The sequence below is a fragment of the Mycobacterium sp. genome (assembly GCF_032162605.1).
Taxonomy (GTDB): Bacteria; Actinomycetota; Actinomycetes; order Mycobacteriales; family Mycobacteriaceae; genus Mycobacterium.
Window position 1 is genome coordinate 1 of the sequence record NZ_JAVROT010000426.1, and the last position, 6,060, is coordinate 6,060.

7 protein-coding genes and 1 pseudogene are annotated in these 6,060 nt (G+C 66.4%); 6 read left to right on the plus strand and 2 right to left on the minus strand.

Annotation, left to right across the window (positions count from 1 at the left end; genetic code table 11):
• Both QOI01_RS23970 and QOI01_RS23975 read right to left on the minus strand, forming a co-directional pair.
• On the minus strand, positions 1 to 616 hold a 616-nt coding region (locus QOI01_RS23970), incomplete at its 3' end, for a TCP-1/cpn60 chaperonin family protein (protein ID WP_526385393.1).
• Positions 617 to 802: 186 nt separating this feature from the next.
• Positions 803 to 1,345, minus strand: a complete 543-nt coding sequence (locus QOI01_RS23975; RefSeq protein WP_526385405.1) for a TetR/AcrR family transcriptional regulator — start codon at positions 1,343 to 1,345, stop codon at positions 803 to 805.
• A 217-nt stretch (positions 1,346 to 1,562) separates the two neighbouring features.
• Here QOI01_RS23975 and QOI01_RS23980 point away from each other — a divergent pair, with 217 nt between their 5' ends.
• From QOI01_RS23980 to QOI01_RS24005, 6 genes and pseudogenes are all read left to right on the plus strand, one after another.
• On the plus strand, positions 1,563 to 1,790 hold the full coding sequence (locus QOI01_RS23980) for a hypothetical protein (RefSeq protein ID WP_526385395.1): 228 nt from the start codon (positions 1,563 to 1,565) through the stop codon (positions 1,788 to 1,790).
• Positions 1,791 to 1,870: 80 nt separating this feature from the next.
• Positions 1,871 to 2,497 carry a class I SAM-dependent methyltransferase gene (locus QOI01_RS23985; protein ID WP_526385397.1) on the plus strand — a complete coding sequence of 209 codons (627 nt, stop codon included), beginning with the start codon at positions 1,871 to 1,873 and terminating at the stop codon, positions 2,495 to 2,497.
• A gap of 12 nt (positions 2,498 to 2,509) precedes the next feature.
• Positions 2,510 to 3,007, plus strand: a complete 498-nt coding sequence (locus tag QOI01_RS23990; protein WP_526385399.1) for a cupin domain-containing protein — start codon at positions 2,510 to 2,512, stop codon at positions 3,005 to 3,007.
• A 91-nt stretch (positions 3,008 to 3,098) separates the two neighbouring features.
• The gene (locus tag QOI01_RS23995; protein ID WP_526385401.1) at positions 3,099 to 4,790 is read left to right on the plus strand and encodes a DEAD/DEAH box helicase; all 1,692 of its coding nucleotides are present in this window, start codon (positions 3,099 to 3,101) and stop codon (positions 4,788 to 4,790) included.
• Positions 4,791 to 4,864: 74 nt separating this feature from the next.
• Positions 4,865 to 5,593: a Type 1 glutamine amidotransferase-like domain-containing protein gene (locus QOI01_RS24000; protein WP_526385403.1), complete on the plus strand. Its 729-nt coding sequence runs from the start codon at positions 4,865 to 4,867 to the stop codon at positions 5,591 to 5,593.
• A 138-nt stretch (positions 5,594 to 5,731) separates the two neighbouring features.
• Positions 5,732 to 6,060: pseudogene (locus QOI01_RS24005) on the plus strand (helix-turn-helix transcriptional regulator); the annotation flags it as partial.

Here is a 6,060-nt window from a genome sequence, read left to right on the forward strand (position 1 = left end):
CGTCGGTGACGAAGTAGCCCGAGATGTAGCCCTTGTCGAACCGCATGCCCTCGGTGAGCTCGAGCTGCAGGCCGAAGGTGTTGGACTCCTCGACGGTGATGACACCCTCGTTGCCGACCTTGTCCATGGCCTCGGCGATGAGGTCGCCGATCGACTGGTCACCGGCGGAGATCCCGGCGGTGGCAGCGATCTGCTCCTTGGTCTCGATCGCCTTGGCCGACGCCAGCAGCGTCTCGGTGATCTTCTCGACGGCCTTCTCGATGCCGCGCTTCAGACCGAGCGGGTTGGCGCCTGCCGCCACGTTGCGCAGACCCTCGCGAACGAGTGCCTGGGCGAGAACCGTTGCGGTGGTGGTGCCGTCGCCTGCGACGTCGTCAGTCTTCTTGGCGACTTCCTTGACCAGCTCTGCGCCGATCTTTTCGTACGGGTCCTCCAGCTCGATCTCCTTGGCGATGGAAACACCATCGTTGGTGATCGTGGGGGCGCCCCACTTCTTCTCCAGAACGACGTTGCGGCCCTTGGGTCCCAACGTCACCTTTACTGCGTCGGCGAGGGCGTTGAGCCCGCGCTCGAGGCCACGGCGGGCCTCTTCGTCATACGCAATTGTCTTAGCCATTGCGAAGTGTTCCTCCGGATTAGGGATGGCACGATTTGTGGTCGGGCTCAGTGCCCGCGACGGACGACCAAGGCTGTGCGGCCTGGTCTCACCGTCCCGACCTAGCACTCACCGATCGCGAGTGCCAACCTAAGTTTTAGCACTCGACCATGGCGAGTGCAAGGTTCGGGGGCCGCCAGGACACTGCTAGGACGACACCCGCAGACCCGCCTCGATCACCGCCGTCACCTTTCCGGTGACCTCGAAGCCGTAACTCTGCGTCGCCTTGCATACGACCAGAAGCGCCTTGACCTCCGCCACGCCCACGTCACGGCGCGCGGTACCCGCGCGCTGCGCAGACGCGAGCAAGTCGCCGAGCAACTCGAGAAAGACCGCCTCGGCTCCTGGTGCTGCTGCGTCGACGTCCATGCCATAGCCGGCCAGCGCCTCGACCAGACCGTGGTCGGTGGCGCTCATCGTCACCATCTCGCGCAAGAAGACGAACAGCGCCTCTCCAGGTCCGACGGAGCCGAGCAGCGCACGACCGCTGGCGACGATGCCCCGCACCCGGTCGTCGATGACGGCGGCGAAGAGCGCCTCCTTGGTCGGGAAGTGCCTATACACCGTGCCTGCACCGACGCCGGCGCGACGGGCGATCTCGTCGATGGGCACTGAAGGCCCATCGGAGGCGAACGCCTCGTAGGCCACCTCGAGCACCCTCGCCCGGTTGCGGGCGGCGTCGGCGCGCATCGGCCGGACCGGTTCGGACACCATTTCCCTTCGGTTGACTTCCCTTCGGTTGACGAAGCGGGGCGTGCGATCCGTATAGTCGAATCAACCGGAGCGGGCGTTCCGGTTTGATCATACTCAGGAGGTTTTCGGATGAGCTGGCTCGAGCTCCGAGCTCTCGCGCCACCTGCCCGGCGTCGCGCAGCTGGTCTTCCGGACCCTCGAACAGGGCACCGAGATGGGCGCACTGCCGACCCTGCGTGCGGCCACCGACACCCCCGTCCTCGGCGCCCAGTACTTCGGCCCGGGTAGCTTGATTGGGATGCGCGACAATTCGAAGGTGGTCTCGTCAAATGGCCGTTCCCACGACGCTGCGGCTCAGCGTCGTCTGTGGACGGTGTCCGAAGAGCTGACCGGTGTCAGGTTTCCCTTTCCGGCGGGGGCGAACGGTTCGATCGATTCGTGATCGCTATGCAATCCGGGGCATCGACTCCGACGTGCACAGGTCACTCACCGTCAGCGACGCCCTCACGAACGAGACTGTTCGTGCAGGAGGCGCGCGAGAACTTCGGTGACATCGGGGCCGTCGCCCCCAGCAGTCCGGTTCTGGCTCGCGCGATGACCGCACACCTCGACCGTTGCCGATCGCCGCGGACCGTACTCGAAGTCGGTGCGGGAACCGGCGCCGTGACGGCTGCGCTGATCGACCGGCTCGGTCACGAGGACCGGCTCGACGTCGTGGAGTCCAACGAAGCCTTCGCGGGAGCACTTCAGGCCGTCACCGGTGCCTCCGCGTCCACGGACCGTCCCCGTACGACGGTCCACACGATGAGGATCGAAGCCTTCGAAACCGGGGTTCGGTACGACGCGATCGTCTCGGGACTGCCCTTCACCAACGCCACGCCAGACGAAGTTCGGGTGATCCTCGACAGATACGACAGCCTGCTTACCGATGGTGGCAGCATCGTCTACTTCGCGTACGTGGGCACTCGGCGGATGCGTTCTGTGATCGCGTCGGGCAACGAAGCGCGTCGGCATGAAGCGGTCGAGAAGCTCCTGTGCGACTACAGAAGGCAATTCGACACTTCACGACAGACGGTCTGGCGCAATCTGCCACCTGCCCGAGTCTGGGCACTTCGGCGCCCCCGCTGCCAAGAGAAGCCGTCTTGGTAGCAGACTGGCGGGGTGTCACTGGTCGTGCCGCCGTATCCCCCCGCCCGCTATACGAAGCCTGAGCCGGAGGTCTCCGCCTCGCTGCGCCGCGGCGACGCGCCCCCGGACTACGACTCCTTCGGACTGGTTCAGTACCACTATCTGGCCGATCAGAAGAAGACCGACGACGACTACGGCCTCTACCGCGTCGACCTCTCCCCCAAGGCAGGTGGACCGGGCCCGCACTTTCACCGATCCATGTCGGAGGCGTTCTTCGTACTGTCCGGGCGGATGAGGCTCTACGATGGCCGCGACTGGATCGACGGCGGGCAGGGCGACTTCCTGTTCGTGCCGCCCGGCGGTGTGCACGGTTTCCGCAACGAGGCGGACGCACCTGCGTCGATCCTCATGCTGTTTGCTCCCGGCGCGCCGCGGGAGCATTACTTCGAGGGCCTCGCCCAGCTCGGCGACCTCACCGACGACGAGCGTCGGGACTGGTTCATCGCGAACGACAACCACTTCGTGGAGTGACACGCCGACTCGTCGGCTGACACGCCCTGCAGATATGCGAACCCGTAACCCCTTGCCCTAGACTGCCCTTCGACCAGTTAGGAGTCCTCGGGTGCAGGGTTATGCAGCGCCCAGCACCCAGGCGTTGCGGGGCTGGCAACGTCGGGCCATGGTGCGGTATCTCACCGCCCGGCCGCGGGACTATCTGGCCGTGGCAACCCCTGGATCGGGCAAGACCACCTTTGCGCTGCGCATTGCCGGCGAGCTCCTGGCCGACGGCACCGTCGAGCGGATCACGATCGTCGTGCCCACCGAGCACCTCAAGATTCAGTGGGCGCGCGCCGCCGCCGCGATCGGCCTCTCGCTGGACCCCAAGTTCAGCAACTCCAACGCCCAGAACTCCGACGAGTACCACGGCGTGGTCGTCACCTACGCCCAGGTGGCCAGTCACCCGGGGCGACATCGGGTGCGCACCGAGAACCGCAAGACGCTGGTCGTCTTCGACGAGATCCACCACGGCGGCGACGCCAAGACTTGGGGTGACGCAATCCGCGAGGCGTTCGGCGACGCGACCCGCAGGTTGGCGCTGACGGGCACTCCGTTCCGCAGCGACGACAGCGCGATTCCGTTCGTGACCTACGAGCGTGGGCCCGACGGTCTGGAGCGCTCACAGGCCGACCACGTCTACGGCTACGCCGAGGCACTTGCCGACGGGGTGGTGCGGCCCGTCGTCTTCCTGGCCTACTCGGGTGAGTCGCGGTGGCGCGACAGCGCGGGCGAGGAACACGCCGCCCGGCTGGGCGAACCGCTGAATGCCGAGCAGACCGCCCGCGCCTGGCGTACCGCGCTGAACCCGGCGGGCGAGTGGATGCCCGCAGTGATCGCCGCCGCCGACAAGCGGCTGCAACAGAAGCGCCAGCACGTGCCCGACGCGGGCGGCATGATCATCGCCTCGGACCAGACTGCGGCCAGGGCGTACGCAGGTCTGTTGACCACGATCACCGGCGAGGCGCCGACCGTGGTGCTGTCGGACGATCCCGGTTCCTCGGACCGCATCACGGCGTTCTCCCAGGGCACCAGCCGCTGGCTCGTCGCGGTGCGCATGGTGTCCGAGGGCGTCGACGTGCCGCGACTGGCGGTCGGGGTCTACGCCACCAGCGCGTCGACGCCGCTGTTCTTCGCGCAGGCGATCGGCCGCTACGTCCGCTCGCGCCAGCCGGGCGAGACCGCGAGCATCTTCTTGCCGTCGGTGCCGAACCTGCTGCAGCTGGCCAGCGAGATGGAGGCTCAGCGCAACCACGTGCTGGGCAAGCCGCACCGCGAATCGCAGGGCGACGAGTTCGAGGAATACGAAGAGAAACAGAAGTCCGAGCCAAGCGAGATGGACAACGGCTTCGAGATGCTCGGCGCGGACGCCGAGCTGGACCAGGTGATCTTCGACGGCTCGTCGTTCGGGACCGCGACACCCGCGGGCAGCGACGAGGAAGCCGACTACCTAGGCATCCCGGGCCTGCTGGATTCCACCCAGATGCGAGACCTGTTGCGGCGCAGGCAGGAAGAGCAGTTGGACCGCCGGACCGCCGCAGGTGGCGCGGTGCCGGTGAGGTCCACGACCCACGGTCAGCTGCGCGATCTACGCCGCGAACTCAACGCGCTGGTGACGCTCGCCCATCACCGCACCGGCAAGCCACATGGCTGGATCCACAACGAGCTGCGCCGCATCTGCGGCGGGCCGGTGGTGGCGGCGGCGAACTCCGATCAGATCGCCGCGCGCATCGAGGCGGTCCGCGGGTTGAAGGCGTAGGCAGTTTGGCTCGTCGAGACTACGGAATTTGACGGATTTTCCGCGAAATTCGTCACGAACCGTAGTCTCGCGGAATGCCAGCTGACACGCCCACCATCCTGGCGACCAGCGGAGGCATCCAGGAGGGACGCCGAACCCGACTCGCCTTCAGTGCACTGACCGACTATGCCGTAGAACTGTCCGGGACGACCGGCCGTGCACCACGAATGTGCCTGCTTGCCACCGCGATGGGCGACGACCGGGCAACCCTGAACTACCTGGCCGAGGCTGCCCAGGAGCGAGGGTGTTCGGCGTCGCATTTGACCCTGTTTCCCATGCCCAACGTCGACGACATCACGGAGCATCTCCTCGCCCAGGACGTGATCTGGGTGTTCGGCGGGAGCGTGGCTGGACTGCTCGCCATGTGGCGACTGCACGGCGTCGACGACGCGCTTCACGCGGCCTGGCAAGCGGGCGTGGTGCTCACCGGCATCTCGGCCGGTTCGCTCTGTTGGCACGTCGGGGGCACCACGGACTCGTTCGGGCCGGACCTTCGAGCCGTGACCGACGGACTTGGCTTCGTGCCATTCTCCAATGGCGTGCACTACGACTCGGAGCCTCAGCGGCGACCACTCCTTCAGCGTCTGGTTGGCAACGGAACGCTGCCCGCCGGCTACGCGACCGACGACGGCGCAGGCGTCCTGTACCACGGCACGGAATTCGTCGAGGCCATCGCCGAAACCGACGGCGCCGGAGCGTACTTCGTCACCGCCGACGGCGAACGTGGAGTCACCGAGACGCGCCTCGACACCAGGCGACTGTGATGCGCAGCCACGTGTGCGCTGCATCGTGGCCCAAAACACACATGACAAGTTCGAGGAATCGCACTATTTTGACGATGTCGAAGATAGTTGAGACCCGGGGGGGTACATGGAATCGTCGATCCAACGAAGGCGCTGGCGATGGTCTCGCTCGGCGATTTCTCGCGCATAGTCTCGGCCATCCACGCCGCCGCGATCACTCCGCACCATTGGATCGAGGCGATGGAGGCCGTGCGCTGTACATTCGGCTCGACCAGCGCTGCGATGATCACCGCCGACGGGACGAGTCGGGTGATCAACAGCGCTTACCTTCCACCGGAGGCCGAACGGGCCTACCGCGATCACTACCGCCGCGTCGACTACGTGCTCGACGCCGTCGAGCACGGACCCGTCGGGCTGATTCGAAGCGGCGAGCCACTCGTCGCGTTGAATACGCGGTCGGAGTTCAACGCCGACTGGCTGCACCCCCA

Bases quoted from the DNA above. Each gene is read 5' to 3' on its own strand.
- QOI01_RS23975 (WP_526385405.1), bottom strand. From the start codon at position 1,345: ATGCGCGCCGACGCCGCCCGCAACCGGGCGAGGGTGCTCGAGGTGGCC.
- QOI01_RS23980 (WP_526385395.1), top strand. From the start codon at position 1,563: ATGGGCGCACTGCCGACCCTGCGTGCGGCCACCGACACCCCCGTCCTC.
- QOI01_RS24000 (WP_526385403.1), top strand. From the start codon at position 4,865: ATGCCAGCTGACACGCCCACCATCCTGGCGACCAGCGGAGGCATCCAG.